Origin of the sequence: Kribbella sancticallisti, assembly GCF_039530625.1 — a bacterium.
Taxonomy (GTDB): domain Bacteria; phylum Actinomycetota; class Actinomycetes; order Propionibacteriales; family Kribbellaceae; genus Kribbella; species Kribbella sancticallisti.
In genome coordinates, this window is record NZ_BAAAOS010000006.1 from 55,157 (window position 1) to 74,103 (window position 18,947).

General features: G+C 69.3%; 18 protein-coding genes. 9 read left to right on the top strand and 9 right to left on the bottom strand.

The features are described 5' to 3' along the window. The first annotated feature begins 7 nt into the window (after positions 1-7). From ABD255_RS02255 to ABD255_RS02275, 5 genes are all read left to right on the top strand, one after another. Positions 8-994, top strand: coding sequence for a quinone oxidoreductase family protein (locus ABD255_RS02255; protein ID WP_344209165.1), 987 nt, complete (start codon positions 8-10; stop codon positions 992-994). Between the two features lie 70 nt (positions 995-1,064). Next, positions 1,065-1,883 (top strand): LemA family protein, encoded by an 819-nt coding sequence (locus ABD255_RS02260; protein WP_344209167.1) that lies wholly within the window; start codon positions 1,065-1,067, stop codon positions 1,881-1,883. A 272-nt stretch (positions 1,884-2,155) separates the two neighbouring features. Then, a complete protein-coding gene (locus ABD255_RS02265) occupies positions 2,156-5,140 on the top strand; it encodes an AfsR/SARP family transcriptional regulator (protein WP_344209169.1) in 2,985 nt (994 codons plus the stop codon). A gap of 176 nt (positions 5,141-5,316) precedes the next feature. After that, positions 5,317-5,721: a hypothetical protein gene (locus ABD255_RS02270; RefSeq protein WP_344209171.1), complete on the top strand. Its 405-nt coding sequence runs from the start codon at positions 5,317-5,319 to the stop codon at positions 5,719-5,721. Between the two features lie 51 nt (positions 5,722-5,772). Next, a complete protein-coding gene (locus ABD255_RS02275; protein ID WP_344209173.1) occupies positions 5,773-7,017 on the top strand; it encodes a hypothetical protein in 1,245 nt (414 codons plus the stop codon). Positions 7,018-7,038: 21 nt separating this feature from the next. On the opposite strand, the gene ABD255_RS02280 is transcribed toward ABD255_RS02275, so the two are convergent. Then, positions 7,039-7,722, bottom strand: coding sequence for a DedA family protein (locus tag ABD255_RS02280; protein WP_344209496.1), 684 nt, complete (start codon positions 7,720-7,722; stop codon positions 7,039-7,041). Between the two features lie 33 nt (positions 7,723-7,755). Here ABD255_RS02280 and ABD255_RS02285 point away from each other — a divergent pair, with 33 nt between their 5' ends. Then, positions 7,756-8,424 (top strand): TrmH family RNA methyltransferase, encoded by a 669-nt coding sequence (locus ABD255_RS02285; protein WP_344209175.1) that lies wholly within the window; start codon positions 7,756-7,758, stop codon positions 8,422-8,424. 163 nt (positions 8,425-8,587) lie between these two features. Then, positions 8,588-8,827, top strand: a complete 240-nt coding sequence (locus ABD255_RS02290; protein WP_344209177.1) for a hypothetical protein — start codon at positions 8,588-8,590, stop codon at positions 8,825-8,827. Between the two features lie 66 nt (positions 8,828-8,893). Here ABD255_RS02290 and ABD255_RS02295 read toward each other — a convergent pair whose 3' ends face one another. Genes ABD255_RS02295 through ABD255_RS02320 form a run of 6 tightly spaced genes read right to left on the bottom strand, consistent with a single transcriptional unit; the run spans position 8,894 to position 15,345 of the window. Next, positions 8,894-10,621, bottom strand: a complete 1,728-nt coding sequence (locus ABD255_RS02295) for an FAD-dependent oxidoreductase (RefSeq protein ID WP_344209179.1) — start codon at positions 10,619-10,621, stop codon at positions 8,894-8,896. Next, positions 10,621-11,508 carry an intradiol ring-cleavage dioxygenase gene (locus ABD255_RS02300; RefSeq protein WP_344209180.1) on the bottom strand — a complete coding sequence of 296 codons (888 nt, stop codon included), beginning with the start codon at positions 11,506-11,508 and terminating at the stop codon, positions 10,621-10,623. The genes ABD255_RS02295 and ABD255_RS02300 overlap by 1 nt, the downstream gene beginning before the upstream one ends. Beyond that, positions 11,505-12,710 carry a thiolase family protein gene (locus tag ABD255_RS02305; RefSeq protein ID WP_344209181.1) on the bottom strand — a complete coding sequence of 402 codons (1,206 nt, stop codon included), beginning with the start codon at positions 12,708-12,710 and terminating at the stop codon, positions 11,505-11,507. The genes ABD255_RS02300 and ABD255_RS02305 overlap by 4 nt, the downstream gene beginning before the upstream one ends. Beyond that, positions 12,707-13,768 carry a maleylacetate reductase gene (locus tag ABD255_RS02310; RefSeq protein WP_344209183.1) on the bottom strand — a complete coding sequence of 354 codons (1,062 nt, stop codon included), beginning with the start codon at positions 13,766-13,768 and terminating at the stop codon, positions 12,707-12,709. Before ABD255_RS02310 ends, ABD255_RS02305 begins: the two co-directional genes overlap by 4 nt. Next, entirely contained in the window at positions 13,761-14,513 is a 753-nt protein-coding gene (locus tag ABD255_RS02315; RefSeq protein WP_344209185.1) for a CoA-transferase subunit beta, read from the bottom strand. The genes ABD255_RS02310 and ABD255_RS02315 overlap by 8 nt, the downstream gene beginning before the upstream one ends. After that, positions 14,506-15,345, bottom strand: coding sequence for a CoA transferase subunit A (locus ABD255_RS02320; protein ID WP_344209187.1), 840 nt, complete (start codon positions 15,343-15,345; stop codon positions 14,506-14,508). Before ABD255_RS02320 ends, ABD255_RS02315 begins: the two co-directional genes overlap by 8 nt. A gap of 60 nt (positions 15,346-15,405) precedes the next feature. Between ABD255_RS02320 and ABD255_RS02325 the strand changes: the two genes are divergently transcribed. Next, positions 15,406-16,251 (top strand): IclR family transcriptional regulator domain-containing protein, encoded by an 846-nt coding sequence (locus ABD255_RS02325; RefSeq protein WP_344209190.1) that lies wholly within the window; start codon positions 15,406-15,408, stop codon positions 16,249-16,251. Between the two features lie 96 nt (positions 16,252-16,347). On the opposite strand, the gene ABD255_RS02330 is transcribed toward ABD255_RS02325, so the two are convergent. After that, a complete protein-coding gene (locus ABD255_RS02330; RefSeq protein ID WP_344209192.1) occupies positions 16,348-16,764 on the bottom strand; it encodes a VOC family protein in 417 nt (138 codons plus the stop codon). Between the two features lie 140 nt (positions 16,765-16,904). After that, positions 16,905-17,969, bottom strand: a complete 1,065-nt coding sequence (locus ABD255_RS02335) for an SIS domain-containing protein (RefSeq protein WP_344209194.1) — start codon at positions 17,967-17,969, stop codon at positions 16,905-16,907. 102 nt (positions 17,970-18,071) lie between these two features. Between ABD255_RS02335 and ABD255_RS02340 the strand changes: the two genes are divergently transcribed. Continuing rightward, positions 18,072-18,791, top strand: coding sequence for a GntR family transcriptional regulator (locus ABD255_RS02340; RefSeq protein WP_344209196.1), 720 nt, complete (start codon positions 18,072-18,074; stop codon positions 18,789-18,791). The last annotated feature ends 156 nt before the right edge of the window (positions 18,792-18,947 follow it).

Sequence of the window (18,947 nt, forward strand, 5' to 3'; positions counted from 1 at the left end):
GACCCGCGTGCGAGCCGCCGTACTGGGCGTTCACGGTGAACCGCCGTCGCCCGCCGAACACCCCGATCCCGTACCTGGCGAGGGCCGGAGCATCGTCCGGGTCACCGCCGCGCCGGTAGTACCGCTCGATCTGCTGTGCGCCTCCGGTACGTCGTACTTCGGTCCGCCGCCGGTTCCGTATGTCCCCGGTGTGCAAGGCGTCGGCGTCATCGAACACTCGGCCGTCCTGGCCGCGGGGACCAGGGTGTTCTTCTCGACGTCGGCCGGAATGGCCCCTGGTGACGGCAGTTTCGCCGAGCGCTGCGCGGTTCCCGATGCCGACGTCGTCGCCCTGGACACTCCAGTTCCGGACTCCGACGTGGCCGCGCTCGGGTTGTCCTCGGTGGCGGCCTGGATGACGTTGACCTGGCGGGCCGATCTCCAGCCGGGTGAGCAGGTGCTCGTCCTCGGGGGTGGGGGAGCGGTCGGTCAGGTCGCGATCGGGGCGGCGAAGGTTCTCGGGGCTGCCAAGGTGACGGCCGTGTGCCGGTCCGAGGATGCCAGGCAGCGGGCACTGGCCGCGGGTGCTGACGAGGTGGTTGCCCTAGGCCCCGATGTGGACGACGCCACGACCAGCCTGGCCGTGGCGACCGGTGGCTCGGTGGACGTGGTGATCGACGCCATCTTCGGGGTGGCGGCGACCGCCGCCTCGAGGTTGCTCGCGAACGGCGGGCGACTGGTGAACCTCGGCGGCGCTTCCGGTGACGAGGCAACCTTCTCGTCCGCAGTACTGCGAAGCCGGTCGGCCGGCGTGCTGGGCTACACGAACAACTCCCTGACACCGGATCAGCGCCGGGATGCCTTGACAGCCGTCCTGCACCATGCTGCCGATGGACACCTCCGGGTCGCTCACGAAACCGTCGCGCTGCCGGAGGTCGCCGAAGCCTGGCAGCGCCAATCGACCGGGCGTACCTCGGGCCGTCTCGTCCTGAGGATGGAACGCTACGGGCAGTAGCTGCCCGGACACCGACCCGGCTCGGCGTTAGAGTCGCTTTCGAGCATCACCAACACTCGGGAGCAGGGAAATGACCCTCGTCATCGTCATCATCGTCGCGATCGTCGTGATTCTGGCCATCGCGCTGATGGTCTCGTACAACCGATTCGTCAAGCAGCGGAACCTGATCCAGGAGTCCTGGCGGCAGATCGACGTCGAACTGCACCGTCGCTACGACCTGATCCCGAACCTGGTGGAGACCGTCCGTGCCTTCGCCGCACATGAGCGGCACGTCTTCGAGGAGGTCGCGCGGCTGCGGACCCAGGCGGTCAACGTGCAGGGTGCTCCGCCGGAGCAGCGGGCCGCAGCCGAGAGCGAGTTGTCCGGTGCGCTGCGGCAGATGATGATCTCCGTCGAGGCCTACCCGCAGTTGCAGTCGAACCAGAACTTCCTGAACCTGCAGCGCGAACTGACCGACACCGAGGACCGGATCGCCGCCGGCCGCCGCTTCTTCAACGCGAACGTGGGCGACTACAACACCCGGATCGAGGCGTTCCCGTCGAACCTGATCGCGAACAGCTTCAAGTTCGAGAAGGCCGGCTACTTCGAGGTCAACGACGAGCAGGTGCGTTCGGTGCCGCAGGTCTCGTTCGGCACCATCGGCTCGGTCGCCGGCGAGCAGGCGCCGCCGCAGATGCAGCCGGGCGCGCAGTCGTCGGGTCAGATCCAGCCGCAGATCCCCGGCAACGAGCAGGGTGGCTACCCCCAGCCCCAGATCAACCAGTACCCGCCCCAGCAGGGCCAGCCGCAGCAGTACCCGCCGCAGCAGGGTCAGCCGCCGGTCGGCGGGCCGCCTGCGGGAGCCCCTGGCCCGCAGGACGGCCAGCCGCCCTTCACCGGTAGCCACTAAGGGCCTCGGTCCGGTGACGGGTGGGGCACTGAGCTCCCCCGGCCAGTGCCCCCACGGCCGTCGCTCAGTGCCCAGGTCCCAAATTCAGGCCCGGGCGCGACGATGGTCATTCGTCACTCCCGGGCCTGCCCTCCCCCCGGTACCGGCCACCACGATGCCCCGGCGAGATACATCGTGCGTACATCGCGAGATACATCGCCGCTCCCGAGCCTTTCCCGCGAGCGGGCCGGGATGCCACCATGGGGCGGGCCAACAGTTGAGAGGGCAGTCAAGTGGACAGTCTGAGGTACGAGATCCTCGGACCTCTGCGCCTCGCACATGTCCAGGGCCAGCCGCTACGCGCCAGTAAGCCCCGTCAACTGCTCGCCACCCTGCTCCTGCATCCCAACCGGTTCGTCTCGACGGACCTGATCGCGGACGCACTCTGGGAAGGCACTCCGCCACGCTCCGCGACGGCGAACATCCGCACCTACGTCCGGGCCCTGCGCGGCGTTCTGCAGGAAGCCGGACTGCCTGCGTCGATCGACACGTCCGCAGCCGGATACAGCATCGAGGTCGGCGTCGACGAACTCGACGCGAGCCTCTTCGAGGCACTGCTGGCCGAGGGCGGCCACCTGCGCGACGCGGGGGAGAAGCGCCAGGCCATGGTGGTCCTCTCCCGCGCCTACTCGTTGTGGCGCGGTCAGCCGCTGGCCGATCTGACGATCCCGTCCGCCTGGGAAGGCACGATCGCGCGGCTCAACGCGCAGTACCGGGGGTTGGTCGACGCGTTGCTGGACCTGCGCCTCGAGCAAGGCGATGCCAGCGGTGCCGCGGTTCTGCTCAGTGGCCGTCTCACCGAAGACCCGTACGACGAGGAGCTGTGGCGCCGGTACGTCGACGCGCTGCTGGCGGCCGGCCGGACCGGCGAGGCCCGCGCGGCGTACGCGAAAGCCGTTCAGACGTTGGCCGATGAGCTCGACGTCAAGCCCGGCCCGGAGCTCGAAGCGGCCGGTGCCCGCGCCGAGAACGGCCGCTCGGCCAACTGGCCCAACCCCGGCATCCCGGCACCAACCCGTACTGCGGAACGCGAGGAGCCGGCCGAGCCTGCCGGCCTGATGGCGTCGCCCGTGCTCACCGAGCCGCATCGCCCGCCGAGCCAGTTGCCGTTGGACCTGGCCGACTTCAGCGGACGCCAGGGGCAGCTCGAGCAGTTGCGCGACCTGGTCTGTGGACGTGATCCGGTCCGTCCTCCGATCGCTGTCATCTCGGGTGCTCCGGGCACGGGTAAGACCTCGCTGGCCATCCGGTTGGGCCATCTGGTCAGGGAGTACTTCCCGGACGGGCAGATCTACCTGGACATGCGGGGAGCCACCGAGCCCCGTGATCCGGCGGGTGCTCTCACCGATCTGTTGCTGAGCCTGAACATGTCGGATTCCGCCGTACCGGCTGATCCCGACCGGCGGTCCGCCGCGTTGCGGTCCGAGCTCGCGAGCCGGCGGGTGCTGATCATCCTCGACGACGTCGCGGCGGCGAGCCAGATCGTGCCGCTGATGCCGGGCACCGGTGCGTCGGCGGTCGTCATCACCAGCCGGAACCGGCTGATGGACCTGGCCGGAGCCGACAGCATGCCGCTCGACACCTTCGACGACGGCGAGGCGGCCGAGTTGCTGCGCCGGGTCGCGGGGGCCGGGCGGGTCGACAGTTCGTCGGCCGCGGCTCTGGAGATTCTCGCTGCCTGCGGCAACCTTCCGCTGGCGATCCGGATCGTCGCCAGCCGGCTGGCGCAGCGCCCGGACCTGAGCCCGGCCGAGCTGGCCCGCCGGCTGCGGGACGAGACGCACCGGTTGGACGAGCTGAGCATCGGCGAGCTCGCGGTCCGGACCAGTGCCGACCTGAGCTACGACGCGTTGAGCGCCGAGGAAGGCCGGCTCTACCGGCTGATCGGCCGCTTCGCGGTCGGCGAGTTCCCCGCCCGCATCCTGGAGTCGATCGCCACGCCGGCCTCGGTACGCCGCAGCCTGGACCGGTTGATCGAGGTCAACCTGGTGCAGATCAGCTCGGTGGACGCCAACGGCACCGCCCGGTACCGGGTGCACGACCTGCTCCGCCTGCACGCGATCGGGGTCGGCGACGACGAGCAGAAGGCGCAGGCGATCAAGGACCTGCGGACCGTGTTCGAGTCGCTGCTGCACAAGATCCGCCGGGCCACCGCGGCCCTGCCGTTCGTGTACTTCGGCGTGCTGGAGCACACCGGGCCGTTGCTCTCGCCGGATCCGCAGCCGTTCACCCCGTCGGACGCGATCGCCTGGTTCGACGCCGAGCGCAGTACGTTCGCGCCGGCGATCCGGGCGGCCGCGCAGAACGGGTTGCACGACCACGCCTGGCGGATCGCCGCCGCCTGGGGTCCGTACCTGGACATGAGGGCGTACTTCGACGACTGGAACGAGTCGCACCAGCCCGGCCTGGTCAGTGCCATCGCCTGTGGGGACAGGCGCGGTCAGGCGATCATCCACCGAAACCTGGCGCAGCTCGCGCTCTACCAGGACGACTGGGACGCCGCCTGGAAGCACCTGACCCAGGGAGCGGCGATCTTCGAGGAGATCGGGGATCGGCAGGGCGTCGGCATCGTGGCCGTGGGGCTGGGGACCTGGCTGCGCGAGCGAGGCCGCCCGGACGAGGGGCTGCCGGAGTACGAGCGGGCTGTCGAGGCGTTCGTCGAGGTCGGTGACAAGAACGGCGAAGCGGTGGCGCGGAGTGCGGCGGCCTCGATCTGGCTGAGCCGCAACGACACGGTCACCGCCGGGCGGTACCTGGCGGAGGCGTTCCTGCTCGGAGTACGGCTGGGTGATCAGCACCGGGAGGCGAAGGTCCGGCGCCGGATCGCCACGCTGCGGATGCAGCAGGGCCGGCACGACCAGGCGGTCCGCCAGTTGCAGGCGTCGCTGGAGATCTTCAACAGCCTCGGCGACGACCACTGCGCGGCGTACGGGCGGACCGACCTCGGGCACGCGCTGATCGCCCTGGGCGACGACGCGGCGGCTCGCCGGATGCTGCTCGACGCGATCGAGATCGGCCACCGGCTGGGCGACCGCAGCGTCGAGGGCCAAGCCGCGCATCACCTAGGCCGGCTGTACGCGAGCACCGGCAACCTCGAGTTCGCCCGCCGCTACCTCACCCGCGCCGCCCGCGTCTGGCAACTGGTCGCCAACGACCAGAAGGCCACCGAGTCCCGCCAGGCCCTGGCAGCCCTCGACTCCCACGTCGCCGTCGGCTGAACCCACGCCGGGCCACCAGCTGATTTCTCCTACCCCTCCGCCTTCCCTCACCTCAACCCAACCGGCGATCACTTGATTTCTCTTGGTCGTCGGGGTTTGTAATGTACGGCCGCTGTATGCCGGGTTGTGAAGATTTGAGTACCACGGCAGCTGCCGGAGGATGGGGGAGCACGGCCATGGGGGAGATTGTTGTGGAGCGCCGGACTGTGGAGCGGGTCTCGAACCCACGCGACACAGAAGCCGCGCTGACCTGGCAACTGGAACGGGTGGGTTCGGCGGCCTGGCAGGACTGGTCGCTGAAGTTCCAGCGGATGGCCTTCGGCTATGCCCAGGACAGCGGCTGGCACGATCCGGCCGACGCGTTGCGGTGGCTCGACCATCACGCCCTCCTCCACGAGGGGGCGGCGCCACGGGGGGCGCTGGTCTGGTACCAGGCGGCTGACCGGATCCGGGTGGCTTGCTCACTCGGCTCCGGCCAAGTGGTCGGGCCACTGCCGTGCGGTCAGGTCGATACCTCGGACCTGGCCGAGCTCAGCACCGACTACCTCTGGTCGGACGCGCACTTTCCGTTCGGTCACTGACTGCGCGTAACGGCTCCGGCTCCGCCTCGATATGTCGTCTGAGGGGGAACCATGGGAGAGCCCGAGGCCGTCACGTCCATCACGCCTGTCCAGTCCGAGCCGGCGCAGCCGTTGCGTCATGGGGTTCGGCTCTGGATCCGCCAGCGGTTCTGGGCCGGCTGGGGCTGGGCGAAGTTGCTGCTGCCGAAGAGTTGGCCGACCGCGGTCGGTTCGGCCTTCGCCTGTATCGCGGTCCTGAGCCTGGGCGTCGACAGTCTCGGTACTCCGGTCATCGCGGCGGTGCTGGCGATCCTGGGCCTGGTCCCGTTGATCGGGGACTGGCGTGAGGTGCGGCAGGACCTTCGCGACCTCTACAAGCTCGACCAGCCGATCCCGGACGTGCTCGTCGACGGCGACTGGCAGTTGATCCGCTGCTCACAGGGCCGGGTGATCGCGAGCCCGTCGGTCGACCGGAACCTCGACCGGCCGATCGTGGTCGAGCGGCGGCCTTTCGTCCTTCCGCCGGACCTGGCGGCGATCAAGCCGGCCGTGATCGCGTTGGCCAGATCGAAGAGGTCGAGGGCCGCCTCGCAACCGTTCGACGGGTTGAACGTGCGGCTGTGCAACGATCTCGATCCGGCCGGCGGGGAGGCCTGGCTCCAACCCGCCCGGTACTTCGACACGATGGCGTCGAACTACCTGGCCGGTCATCGGTGGTGGAGCCGGCGGCTTCGACGGGTGGTGGCCGACGTCACCCGGAACATCATGACGGACTCCGGCCGGCTGCTTCCGCTGGCACAGAGCGAACTCGCCAACCAGATCGGTATCTCCACGATCGCGCTGACCGAGGACGGCTGGATTCTGCTGGTCCACCAGGGACCGGCAGCCAGGTCATCGGGCGGACTGGTGGCGCCGAGTGGTTCAGGCAGTCTGGAACCGCAGGACATCACTGGCCGGTCCCGGCTGGCGGACGTGGTCGCCGCGGGGATGGAACGGGAGTTGCGGGAGGAACTCGGCCTGATCAGCGCGCCGATGCGGCAGATCCGGATCGAGACCGAGGTGGTCGGCTTCGGCCGCTGGCTCGAGAAGGGCGCGAAGCCGGAGTTCTACGGGATCTCCCGGATCCATGCGCCGCTGCGGGATCTCGACGTCCGGATCGACCTGTCGGAACGACAGTTCGTCAGCCATCACCTGCGGATCCGGCCGGCGGATGTACGGCGTTTGCTGGCAGGCGAGTCCTTCGAGGCCCTGGGACAGGGCGTTGCGTCGGTACCGCTCGAACTCTGCCTGCGACATCTGCGCGTGGCCGAGAGTTGAGTCAGCACCGGCTACGTCTGGTCAGACGCGCATTTCATCTTCGGTCAGGGGGACGGGCTCGCCCGGCTTGGTCGGGTTGTTGCGCTCGCGGCGCTTGGCCAGGACGTACTCGACGATCATCGGGACGATCGAGAGGATCACCAGCAGGATCAGGGCCGACTCGAGGTGGTCGTGGATGAACTTGATCCGGCCGAGCGCATGGCCGAGCAAGGTGACGCCGGTGCCCCACAGGACCGCGCCGACGCCGGTCCACAGGAAGAACTTCTTCGGGTCCATCCGGCCGGCGCCCGCGGTGACCGTGATGAAGGTGCGCACGATCGGCACGAACCGGGCCAGCACCAGCGCCCGCGGACCGTACTTCTCGAAGAACTCGTTGGTCTGCTCGATGTACTTCGGCTTCAGGAACTTGGCGTCCGGGTTCCGGAACAGACTCATCCCGAGCGCTCTGCCGATGTAGTAGCCGGACACGTTGCCCAGGAAGGCGGCGGCGGTGAGCACCACGCAGGCGACCCAGAGCGGGACACCGATGGTGCCGAGCGCGATGAACATACCCACCGCGAACAGCAGTGAGTCACCGGGCAGGATCGGGAACAGCAGCCCGCACTCGATGAAGATGACCGCGGCCGTACCCCACAGGGCCCAGTCACCCAGCCAGTTCAGCAGGAATTCCGGGTCCATCCAGTTCGGCATCAGCATCGCGATCATAGGAAGCACGCGGACAGGGTAGCGTCCCGACCTATGCAGGACGCCAATCGCGAGCACACCGCCGACCTGGTCGGGGCGGATCTGGTCGGCCCGGCGGAGGTCGGCGTCGGCCCCTGGCAGGGCGATCCGCCGGACGATCCGCGGCTGGATCCGGAACTCCTCGCGGCCGGCGACCGCCGCAACGTGGTGGACAGGTACCGGTACTGGCGGCTGGAGGCGATCGTCGAGGACCTGGACACCCGGCGCCACCCGTTCCACGTCGCGATCGAGAACTGGCAGCACGACCTGAACATCGGCTCGGTCGTCCGGACCGCGAACGCCTTCCTGGCCAAGGAGGTGCACATCGTCGGCAATCGGAAGTGGAACCGCCGTGGCGCGATGGTCACGGACCGCTACCAGCATGTCCGGCACCACCCGCGACTCGCGGACCTCGCCGCGTACGCCGAACAGCACGGGCTCGCCGTCATCGGTATCGACAACCTGCCGGGCTCGGTCCCGCTGGAGACGTACGACCTACCGACGAACTGTGTCCTCCTGTTCGGCCAGGAAGGCCCGGGCCTGACCGAGGAAGCGCACGCGATCTGCACCGACGTTCTCTCGATCGCCCAGTTCGGCTCGACCCGCTCCATCAACGCCAGCGCGGCGGCGGCCATCGCCCTCCACGCCTGGATCCGCCGGCACACCTTCGATCAGAAGGTCTGAGACGAGGCCGTAACCCCGAGCCAGGTCTGCGCGTTGGTGCTCTGAGGCCTCCGGTGGGAGGCCTGCAAGTGAGCTCTACACACACAAGTCAGTCCCAACTCGGGCGGGGACGGCGCGTGCCTGCGTGCTGTCACGGGTTATGCGACGACACATGGGGGACACCATGAGTTCTGGCTCGTATGTCACGGAACAGATCTGGCACGAACTGCTCCACGAGATCGGCACGGTGCGGGCACTCGCCGCCGCGGCTCTTGAGGCCCGCAGCGAGGAGGCGAGGCTTGCTCTTCTGACCCTCCTCGACGCCGAGACCGCCGAGGTGTCGGCCTTGCTCGAAAAGGTCGATCACACCACCGGCCCGCGCAACTGGAACCGGGACGAGTTCAACAGCCAGTGGGCCAGCTGACAAACCGTTCCGCTACCGCCCCCATCCGGCTACCGCCTTCCATCCGGCTACCGGCCCGCCGTCCGGCTACCGGCCGAGCAGCGTGCGAAGCGCGTCGCTGAGCGCGGCCGTCGGGTCGTCGGCGAGGGCGTGGGAGCGGTAGGCGATGTGGGCGTCGGGGCGGACCACGAGGCAGCCGGTGTCGGTGATCTCGCGGAGCCGGGCCCAGTCGCCGTACAGGTCGTCGAGCTCGCGGCCGGGGCCGATGACGACGGGCTCGAGGTCGAGGCCGGTCTCCTCGGCGATCACCTTGGCCGCCTTCACCCAGGCCTCGCCGCCGATCCCGGTCAGCAGGGTGAACCGGCCCTTGCCGACCACGTCCAGCGTGCTGACCGTCTCGGTCCCGCGGGTCAGCCAGGCGTGCGGGATCCGCGCACCCGGCCAGGTGGTCGGGTGGTAGTAAAGCTCAGGATCCCGGTCGTACGCCGGTTCGTCGGTGCCGTCCGGGATCACCGCGGCCGACCGGTAGCGCTGGCCGAGTTCCACCCCGTGCGCGTTGAACTCGTAGTCCTTGAGCTCGATCGCCTTGCGCAGTTCCTCCCGCTGCGCGGCACCTTCGGGGGTGTCGTCCTTGCGTGAGTCGATCGTGCGTCCCGCCGGCGCGTCCGGAGTCATCCCGAGCGCGTGGAAGATCTGCCCGAACTGCGTCCGGCTCTTGTTCGCCCGGTCCACGATCTGCTTGGCGATCGGGGTCCGCTCCTCGTCGTAGGTGTCGAGCAACGTGGGCGACGCCTGACCACGCAGTACGAGGGCCAGCTTCCAGGCGAGGTTGTACGCGTCCTGGATCGAGGTGTTCGAGCCGAGGCCGTTGCTCGGCGGGTGCCGGTGGATCGCGTCGCCCATGCAGAACACCCGGCCCACGAATGCCTTCTCGGCATACATGTGGTTGACGCTCCACACCGAGGTGCCCTTGAGCTTGACGTCGATCGTGTCGTCACCCACCAGGTTGTGCACGATCTCGGTCGCCATCGCCTCGTCGACCACCGGAGCCGGCCGGCTGATGTCATAGCCCCAGACGATCAGCCACTCGTTCCACGGCCGGACCATCCGGACCAGGCCGGCGCCGATCCCGCCGATCTGCGCGCCCGGCTGGAGCACCCAGTACAGAACGCTCGGCCGGTGCGCGACGTAGCTGGACAGGTCGGCTTCGAAGACGATGTTCATCGAGCCCTCGATGTCCATCGCCCCGGCCATCGGCAGCCCGATGTCCTGCGCCACCTTGCTCCGGCCGCCGTCCGCGCCGATCAGGTACTTCGCCCGGATCTGGTAGATCTCACCGGACAACCGGTCCCGGACCGTCGCGGTCACCCCGTCGTCGTCCTGCTCCAGCGACACGTACTCCGTGTCGAAGCGCAGCCGCGCGCCCCGGCTGGCCGCAGTACTGACCAGGATCGGTTCGAAGAGTGTCTGGGGGAGATCGCAGGGCAGGGTCGGGCTGGCCTCGGTGTAGTCGGCCAGCCGCTGCGGATGCGTTCCCCAGGTGCGGATCCGGCCGATCTCCTCGCCGGCCAGGCTGGTGCAGAACGCGGTCTGGCCCATCAGCCCGTGCTCGGTGCCCTTGGTGACCACCTGGTCCTCGATGCCCATGTCGCGCATCAGTTCGATCGTGCGCTGGTTGGTGATGTGGGCGCGCGGAGTGTTGGCGGTCCAGCCGTAGCGGGTCAGGACGACGTTGTCGATGCCGTAGCTGGACAGGAACAGGGAGGCGGCGCCGCCGGCCGGGCCGGTGCCGACGATCAGCACATCGGTGGTCATCACAGTGATCGGGTCTCCTCGGTGGTGGCGAGCACCAAGTCGTACTGGACGGTCGAGTAGGGCTGGTCGAGAGTGCGGCCGTCCGGGGCGGTCCCGGCCGGGTGCTCGGTGAACTCGGCGATCAGCGAGTCCTTCACGCCGAAGACGGCGTCGTCGCGCAGGTGCTCGTCGCCGGCGGCGAAGACGTGGGTGATCAGCCGGGAGAAGCCGGGCGCGGTGACCATGAAGTGGATGTGGGCCGGGCGCATCGGGCCGCGACCGCCGGCCCGCAGCAGTTCGCCGACCGGGCCGTCGTCAGGGATCGGATAGGCCACCGGGCGGACCGCCCAGAACGTGTAGTTGCCGTTGGCATCAGTTGTCAGGTGACCGCGGTTCTGCGGGCCGTCGGTGTCCTTCTGGACGTCGTAGAAGCCGTCCTCGTCGGCCTGCCAGGTCTCGACCAGTGCGCCTGGGATGGGCCGGCCCTTGAGGTCCAGGACGCGGCCCGCCACCAGACAGGGCTGTCCGGGAGCGCCGTTGGACAAGTCCTCCCCGAGCTTGATCTCCGGTGATCCCTCGACGAAGAACGGCCCGAACACCGTCGACGCGGTGGCCCCGGCCGGCTTCTTGTTCCCCAGGCCGACCGTCAGCATCGACAGCCCGAGGACGTCGGACAGCAAGACGAACTCCTGCCGGGTGCCGGTGGACATGTGGCCGGTCCGGGTCAGGAAGTCGATCCCGGCGAACCACTCCTGCTCGGTCAGGTCGACCTCACGGGCGAACGCGTGCAGATGGCGCACCAGCGCGCCCAGCACCTGCTTCGTCCGTGGGTCCGGACTGCCGTCGAAACTGGCGACCACGGCCGCGGTCAGTTCGTCGCCTTCGAGGTCCATCTGCTTGCTCCTCATGCCTTGATCACCATCGCGAGTCCCTGGCCGACCCCGATGCACAGGGTCGCCAGGCCGTAGCCGCCGCCGCGCCGCTGCAGTTCGTGCGCGAGCGTGGTCAGAATCCTGGTTCCGGAGCTGCCCAGGGGATGCCCGAGGGCGATCGCTCCGCCGTTCACGTTCACCTTCGTGCGGTCCAGTTCGGGCCATTCGCCCAAGCAGGCCAGGCTTTGCGCCGCGTACGCCTCGTTGAGCTCGACCAGGGTCAGGTCGTCCCAGCCGATTCCCGCCTTCCCCAAGGCCTTGCGGGACGCCTCCACCGGTCCGATCCCGAAGTACCGCGGATCGACCGCGTGCACCGCCCGGCTGACGATCCGTGCCAGCGGCTCGATACCAAGCCGCGTCGCCGTCGCCTCGTCAGCCACCAGTACTGCGGACGCGCCGTCGTTCAGGGTGGACGCGTTGGCCGCGGTGACCGTGCCGTCGTCCCGGAAGGCGGGTCGGAGCTTCGCCATCACCTCGGGCGTACCGCCGTCGCGGATCGACTCGTCCCGGCTCAGCGGCGCCGCGTTCTTCGGCAGGATCGGCGCGAGGTGCTCCCACGGCACCACCTCGGTGTCGAACTTGCCCGCTGCCCAGGCCTTCCCGGCCTTCTCGTGGCTCTCCAGGGCGAAGAGGTCCTGCGCTTCGCGGCTGACGTGGTACTTCTCGGCCAGTTGCTCGGTGGCCTCGCCGAGCGAGAGCGTCCACTCCTTCGGCATCCGCGGGTTGACCAGCCGCCAGCCGAGAGAGGTGGATTCGGCGTTGATGCTGCCGTGCGGGAAGGCTTTGTCGGGCTTGGGGAGGACCCAGGGTGCGCGGCTCATCGATTCCACGCCGCCGGCGACTACCAAGGAAGCGTCGCCTGTTTCGATCGCGCGAGCCGCCTGGATCGCGGCTTCGAGGCCGGACCCGCAGAGGCGGTTGACCGTAGTACCGGGGACGCTGGTGGGGTAGCCGGCGAGCAGGGCGGCCATCCGGGCGACGTCCCGGTTCTCCTCACCCGCGCCATTCGCGTTGCCGAGGAAGACGTCCTCGATCTCGGCGGAGTCGAGGGCGGGGTGGCGGATCAGGAGTTCCCGGAGGGTGACCGCGGCCAGATCATCGGGGCGGCCGCCCGCCAAGGCACCGCCGAGTTTGCCCACGGGCGTGCGGACGGCGTCGAGTAGATAGGCGGATCTCATCGGGCTCCTTCAGGTCGTTCGCCTGCCCAGGCGCGGGTGAGGATGTCGGTCACGGCGGCTTCGTCCAGCTGGACCGCGTTGGCCGGGGCGGCGCCGGCGAAGCGCCGGGCCGCTTCGCGGGCCTGAGCCTCGGTCAGCCCGAGTTCGCGCAGGCTCGTCGGCACACCGGCTTGCGCGAACAGGTCGAACAGCCCGGCAGCGAGGTCGTCCGTCTCCAGCGCGGTTTCCAGTCGTGCCTTCGCGCGCGGGACCTTGAGGGCTTTCACGCGGGTGACCTGCGGGAGGACGGCGGCGTGGGTTTCCGCGTGGGGGAGGTTGTAGGTGCCGCCGAGGAGGTGGCACAGCTTGTGGTGAATGCCCGTACCTGCTGTCGCCAGCGCGGAGCCGGCCAGCGACGCGCCGTACAGGAGGTTGCTTCGGGCATCTAAATCGGTGGGATTGTCCAGGACCTGCAGCAATCCCTCTCGCAACGCCCGCGCACCCTCGACCGCGATGACCTCGGTGATCGGGTCCGCCTTCTCGGTCCAGGTCGCCTCGACGCAGTGCGCCAGCGCGTTCGCCACGCTCGCCGCTGTCACCTTCAGCGGAAGACCACGGCTGAGCAGCGGATCGTAGATGACGACTTTCGGCAGCACCCGCAGATCGGTGCCGGTCCGCTTGTCGCCGCCCTCGGTCTGTCCCCACACCGGAGTCATCTCCGACCCCGCATACGTCGTCGGAACAGCGATGATCGGTTGGCCCTGAACGAGGGCGATCGCTTTGGCGAGGCCGATGGCCGAGCCGCCGCCGATGGCGACGATGCCGGTGGCGCCGACCTCGGCCGCTTGGGCGCGGGCAGCGTCCGCCGTCTCCGTCGGCACATGCTGGCGAACCTCGTCGATCCGTCCCGCGAAGGCGTCCCCGAGCGCGCGCTCCAGCAGATCGGCGCTGTCCCGCGCCGACTTCGTTGCTATCAGCAACACCTTGAGACCTTCCGCCTCGGCCGGCACCTGGTCGAGCGTGCCCGGTCCGAGCAGGATGCGACTTGGCAGGCCGACGTGGGTGAACGACTCAGGCATCGACGGCCTCCCGGTTCCTGAGCCCTCGCAGGGCTTCCAGCTCGGCGCCGCTTGGCGCCGGCACAGCTTGGACGCTGTCGGCAACCTTCAGCGGCCAGCCGGTCGCCGCGAGCGCCTGTTCGGCCGTGACGCCCGGGTGCAGTCGGGTGAGCGTCAGCTCGTGGGTGACCGGGTCCGGCTCCAGTACGCCGTGGTCGGTGATCACCAGCGTCGGCCCGGCACCGGGCGCGTCGCGTTCCGTGCCGGTGGGGCCGTAGCCGACCGACGAGACGAAGTCGACGCGTTCGACGAACGTCCTGGGCGACTGCTTCACGATCACGATCACCCGGCCGGCGGCGGCGGCGATCTCGGGAGCTCCGCCGGCGCCGGGGAGCCGGACCTTCGGGTCGGCGTGGTCGCCGATCACCGTCGTGTTGATGTTGCCGTAGCGGTCGATCTGCGCCGCGCCGAGGAACCCGACGTCGATGCGCCCCGCGCCGACCCAGAAGTTGAACATCTCCGGCACCGACACCACCGCGATCGCCGTGGCGGCCAGGTCGTCGTCACCGATCGACAGCGGCAGCTTCTTCGGCTTGGCGTCGATCGCGCCCGATTCGTAGACGAGCCGGCAGTTCGGAGCGTGCGTGCGCCGAGCCAGGTTGGCGGCGAGGTTGGGCGGGCCGACGCCGACCAGGCAGACGTCGCCGTCGTGGAGTTCGCGGGCCGCCGCGACGTTCATCATGTCCGCGCTGGTCCAGTCAGACATGGGTTGCCGCCGTCTGCTCGTTGGCGACCTGGGTTAGGTTGTTGGCCGCCGCCCAGGCGAGGAAGGCCTCGCGGTCGCGGGAGATGGCGTCCCACTCTTGGTAGAAGTCGTTGTCGCGCACGGAGTAGCCGGCGGCGTACGACGGCCAGGCGCCGTTCGGTACGACGCTCACCGCGGAGAGCACCCAGTTCGGCAGGATCACCGCGCCCGTGTGCTCGGGGAACTCGTCGACCACTTCCTCCACTGTCACCACGGCGCGCTTCGCCGCGAGCACGGCCTCCCGCTGCACTCCGGTGATTCCCCAGAGCATGACGTTGCCGTCGCGATCCGCGAGTTGCGCGTGGATCACCGTCACGTCCGGGTTGACCGCCTTCACCGCGGCCAGTTCCTCGCCGGTGAAGGGACACGTGACCCGGCTGATGATGTCCCGCTGCTCCTCGAGGTCCGTGCCGCGGTAGCCCCGCAGTACTGCGAAGGGCAGGCGGGCAGCACCGGCCGAGTAGGCGTTCGCGAGCCCCGCATGGCTGTGCTCGTGTACTGCGAGCTTGTGCGGCCAGTGGTTCTCAACGGCGTCGCGGAGTCGGTGGAGCGAGCCGACGCCGGGGTTGCCGCCGTACGAGAACACGAGTTCGTCGGCACAGCCGAGTCCGATCAGCTGGTCGTAGACAAGGTCGGGCGTCATCCGGACGAGGGTCAGGTGGCGCCGGCCCTGCCGGGCGATCTCATGCGCGGCGGCGAAGGGGATCAGGTGCGTGAAGCCCTCCAGGGCCACGGTGTCCCCGTCGTGCACGTGCTCGGCGATCGCGTCGGCCAGAGGAACTGGACTTGTCATGGATGCTCCGCTAGGATTTCGCTCAGCGAAAGATTCTTCTTTCAACGAAAAGGTTAGTCCATGCCTGGTGACTCGTCTACGGGTGATCCCGCGGCGACCCGTGGGTCCTCAACCGACCGAGCCGCGCCCGCGGCGGCTGCGGGGGGCTCGTTTCTGCAGGGTCTGGAGCGTGGACTTGCGGTGATTCGGGCGTTCTCGGCCGAGCTGCCCTCGCTGACTTTGAGCGAGGTGTCGCGCGAGGTCGGGATCACCCCGGCGACCGCGCGCCGCATCCTGCTCACGCTGGAGGAGCTCGGCTACGTACGCAGCGACGGGCGACGGTTCTCGCTGACGCCGCGGGTGCTCGCGCTGGGCTGGGCCTACCTGTCCTCGCTGGACCTCGGCGACATCGCCGGGCCGTTCATGGAGGAGCTGAGCGCGAAGACCCGGGAGTCCTGCTCGATCGCGACGCTGGACCTGCCGGACATCGTGTACGTGGCGCGGGTGCCGACCAGCCGGATCATGACGGTGGCACTGGGGGTCGGGGCCCGGCTGCCGGCGTACGTGACGTCGATGGGCCGTGTGCTGCTTGCGGGACTACCCGAGGATGAGCTGTCGGCGTACTTGTCGTCGCTCGACCCGGAGCCGCTGACCGAGCACACGGTGACGTCGGTGGACGGCCTGCGGGACGTGATCGCCAAGGCGGGTGCGGACGGATACGCCCTGGTGGATCAGGAGTTGGAGCTGGGCTTGCGGTCGATCGCAGTACCGATCCGGGACTCGCGGGGTCGCGCTGTCGCCGCCCTGAACGTGTCGGCGCACGCCTCACGCTCCACCCGCGCCTCGCTGCACGCCGAAGTACTGGAGCCGCTCCGTGCCTGCGCCGACCAGATCAGCACCGCCCTCAACCGCCGCGGCCGAATCTGAGCGCAACCAAGGCCTCCACGTCGGCGGTCCAGCAACCTCGGGAGCGCCGTCGAACGCCGTCGAGCGCCACCGGCGGTCGGCGGCGCTCGGGCGGGCTCAGGTGCTCAACGTCTCGAGGATCTCCAGGTAGTGCGGGTTGTACATCACGCCGATGATGTTCCCGAAAGGGTCGACGACCGAGGCGGTGCGGAAGCCGGTGTCGCCGCGCGCGGTGATGCTCTCGTTCAGGGTCGCGCCCAGGGACAGCAGACGCTCGACGGTGCCCTCCAGGTCGTCGGTGTGCCAGTAGATGATGGCGCCGGCGGGCTGGTCGGACACACCGTGCGGGGAGTACTTCGCGTCGATCAGACCGAGCTCGCACTGGAAGTCGCCGAACCGGAACTCCAGGTACGCCGGGGTCCCGATCTCCGGGCGAGCGAAGTACGGCTCGATGCCGAGCAGTTCGGTGTACCAGGCCTTCGCGGCGGCCATGTCCTGGACGAAGAAGCTGACGGTGGCAAATCCTCGCAACATGTCGCTGGTCCTTTTCGTCGGTGCTGTTTCCTCTTCTGCCACCAACGATCCCAGCCAAAGTGCTCACCAAATGATCACTTTTCCGGCGAGAAAATCCCCTGTCCCGCGGCGGCCGCGGTACAGGGGATTCGTCCCGGAGATCAGTCGGTCTGGGTGACCTTGCGGAGGCCGCGCGGGGCGTCGGGGTCGAGGCCGAGCTTGCGGGCCAGGGCCTCGATCGCGCGCTGGGCCGGGATCACCAGGGCCAGCGGGGCCAGCGTCTCGGGCAGGTCCGGGCCGGCCAGGTTCACGTCGCAGCGGGAGGCGAAGGTCGCGTCGCCGCCGATGCCGAGGATCTTGCTGCCCTTCTCGCGGACGATCGAGGCCAGTTCGGTCATCCCCGGCAGGGCCGGACCGTCGCCGGCCGCCACCAGGATGGTGACCAGGTCGGCGTCGACGACCGCGATCGGGCCGTGCTTGAGGTCGGCGTACGAGAGGCCGCGGACCGGCTGCAGGCAGGTCTCCTCCAGCTTGAGAGCCACCTCGAGCGTCGTACCGAAGGTGAGGCCGCGGCCGCTCGACAGGACGTCGTGCGCGCCGGCGAGCAGGTCGGCCGCGGCGTCCACCGAGCCCTCCAGCATCTTCGCGGCGGCCTCCGGGACCCGGGCGATGTCGGCGTCGAGCGTGCCCGGCTTCTGCGCCAGTGCGTCGACCGCGACGGTGATCGCGGCCAGTTGGGTGGTGTAGGTCTTCGTCGCCGGGACGGCCAGTTCCTGGCCCGCCTGGGTGATCAGAGCGACATCCGCCGTCGAGGCCAGTGGGCTGTTGCCGTCGTTGGTGATGCCGACGATCGCGGCGCCGTTGCGCTTGGCCCACTCGGCGGTGTCGACGATCTCCTGGGTGGCGCCGGACTGGCTGACCGCCACGACCAGGGAGTTGGACAGGTCGAGGTTGGCGCCGTACAGGGTGGCCACGGACGGAGCGGCCAGTGAGGCCTGCCGGCCGGCGTGGATCTCGGTCAGGTAGCGACCGTAGACGCCCGCGTTGTCGGAGGAGCCCCGGGCCACGAAGATCACGTGCCGGCGGCCCGCGGCCAGCCGGGTGATCTCGTGCCGCAGCGGCAGCACGTGCTCGAAGGTCGCGGCCAGCGCCGCGGGCTGCTCGGCGATCTCGCGCGCCATCTGGGTGGCAGGGGCGGGGACGGGCGGTGACACCACGACGATCACTGGTCCTATCTGGTCTTAACAGGTATGCTGCGCACGATAGCAGTGAGCGGCACACCGGGGCACCCCCCGGCGTTCCGCCCAGGTCAGGAGGACCGAGTTTCGATGGTTGCGACGAAGCGGGCCCAGGTCCGGTCGGTACTGGAACGGCTGATCGACGTCGAACTGCACCCCGGCGACCCGATCCCGTCGGAGCGGGCCCTGGTGGACAAGCTCAACGTCTCCCGGGTGACCGTCCGGCAGGCGATCAGCGACCTGGTCGAGTCCGGCGCGCTGGAACGCGTGCACGGCAAGGGGACCTTCGTCACCGGTCCCCAGGTCGACTCCCAGCTGCACCTCACCTCGTTCTCCCGGGAGATGCGGGCCCGCGGTCTCGAGCCGGGCACCGTGGTGCTCTCGGCGACCGAGATCGAGGCGTCCGACGAGACCTCGAAGGGACTGCGGGTCGCCAAGGGCACCAAGGTGATCCGGGTCGAGCGGCTGCGCACCGCCGACGCGTCCCCGATGGCCTACGAGGTCGGCTACTACCCGTCCGCGCTCTTCCCCGGCCTGCTCGGCCGTGAGCTCGGCACCCTGTACGACGTCTTCGCCAGCGAGTACGACGTCGTCGTCACCTCGGGTGAACAGACCGTCCGGGCGGACAACGCCGACGGTCACGTCGCCCGGGTCCTCGGCGTGGCTCGGCGGGCACCCCTGCTGGTCCTCGAGCGCACCACCTTCGCCGGCCGCAAGGTCGTCGAACTGTCCTGGTCGGCCTACCGGGCCGACCGCTACCGTCTGCACATGGCCCTGACTCCCCGGGGCCCCCGCTCCGGCTCGGCCTGACCCGAACTGGACCGATCCTCTTCATCGACTGGTCTGTTCGCCTTGTCGTTCGCTCCCCGGTCACCTGACCGTCCGACAGGCGGCCCGCCGCATCCAGCGCAGTATGCGGCGGCGATACTGGAGCTCAACCCACATGAACTTTGCTGTGAGGAGTAC